The sequence below is a fragment of the Psychrobacter sp. H7-1 genome (assembly GCF_904846585.1).
GTDB classification, from domain to species: domain Bacteria; phylum Pseudomonadota; class Gammaproteobacteria; order Pseudomonadales; family Moraxellaceae; genus Psychrobacter; species Psychrobacter raelei.
In genome coordinates this window covers 1-1,757 of record NZ_CAJHBH010000089.1, presented here as the reverse complement: position 1 = coordinate 1,757, position 1,757 = coordinate 1, and the positions used below count along the sequence as shown (strand labels likewise).

Below are 1,757 nucleotides of genomic sequence, written 5' to 3'. Positions count from 1 at the left end.
CATTCATAGTACGATTGGTTATGTGTCGCCTTTTGAGTTTGAGAGACGATACTATGATAGTCTTAATGAGTCAAACAAAGCTGCCTGACTCAAGTAATCCACTCTCCGATATACTCGGGGCGGTTCATAATCCTCCTTATGATCATATGCCCAATAATCAACACAGATTTTTTGATCTCTACTATTCTGTGTCATACCAAATTCAAGTTTGATACCCATAGTATGTCTCCTAATCAAAATGTCGTTATATGTTCTATCGATTAGTTAGTTGTACAGAACTTTAAAAAATTATATGAAGTTATGGCTGTAAGAGGCTCTTAATCACCTCATCTTGAGTCATTCCTATATGCTTGCAATAAAAAGCTTCAATCTCATCTAAAGCTTCACGTAATTGTCGCTGTGATACCTGTATGTAATGTAGTGTCACATCATCACTAGATTTAGCCTCACGATGATTTAGCAGTCTCTTTAGTACAGGATAGGTTACATTAAGACTATTGGCGACAGTGCCAAATGTACGACGTAAATCGTGAGGCGTAATGTGCAAGCCAGCTTTGTCTGATATTGAATGATAACTACCGCTCAAATCTTTAACGTGGTCGCTATTTCTTTTCAAATCACTCGGAAATACCCAACGCTCTCCATTGCTCAATCTATAGCGTTCACTAAGTATGGCTTGAAGTATTTTTCCAGTAGGCATATGGTAATCAGAACCATTTTTAGTAGCTTTAAAAACGATACGAGCAGCGTCAAGGTCTACATCTTCCCATCTTAGTGTCTGCGCTTCATTTAAGCGAACTCCAGCAAACATAAAAAGCAGTAAAAGATCACGAGCATTATTGCTATAAGATGCTTGTTTGAAAGAACTACCGTCACGGTGTTCAATCAAAGTTTTAAAATATACTCCTAAATACTCTTCTTCAACATGACGAGTACGAGGTTTAATTTTGTTCCAATCATTCTTGGCATTCAGTATTCGAATGGGTTGATCCTTTATTATGTACTCCTCATCGTCATCTAAAAAACTATCTTGACAGTAGTTCCATATAGAGCGGAGAGCTCGCATAGTGGTATTCGCTTGAGCTGGACTAGATTTGCTGATTTCCTTATGTTTTTCACTTATCATAGTTTTAGTTATATCGTTTAACGATATATCAAGCCAGTCATCGAGTCGACCAAGTATTTGCTGATCATAAGTTTCAATAGTACGGCTAGCAAGATTTGGCTTCATCGATTTAAAGTAGGTATATGCTTCATTGAGTGTTGGTATATTACAATCTTGAATGTCTTTTAACTTTGGAGTAGCGTGATAACCATCGTAAACATCAAGCCCCTTTTTTATGTTGACCATCATCGTGCTAGCTTTTTCACGAGCTTCAGTCAAAGTGATTAGATGTGTTTCTTCAACTTCGTCACGATAGAGCTTACCATTGATGCGTTTATGAAGCGTGTATCTCTTAGATTGCTTACCTACACGAAGTGCAAAACCCGTTAATACTTCATCCATATAGATGTCTGTACCACTTGAAGCATATGCAACTGAATCGATAAACTTCTTACTAAGCTTAACTTTCATAATTCATCCGTCACGCCGCAGTTATTATATTAATAGCACTATAATACGTGAACATACGGAAATACCCCCATATTTAAAACACTAAATAAGTAGAACTAAGCTGCCATATTAAATTTCTGAATCGGCGTAAAGCCACCATTAGCCATATTGGGTCTTTCGTTATTATAGTGATTGATCCAAG

At 37.1% G+C, this 1,757-nt stretch carries 1 protein-coding gene; it reads right to left on the bottom strand.

From position 1 onward, the window contains the following. Positions 1 to 298 precede the first annotated feature (298 nt). A complete protein-coding gene (locus JMX92_RS13260; RefSeq protein WP_201546142.1) occupies positions 299 to 1,576 on the bottom strand; it encodes a tyrosine-type recombinase/integrase in 1,278 nt (425 codons plus the stop codon). Positions 1,577 to 1,757: the final 181 nt, after the last annotated feature.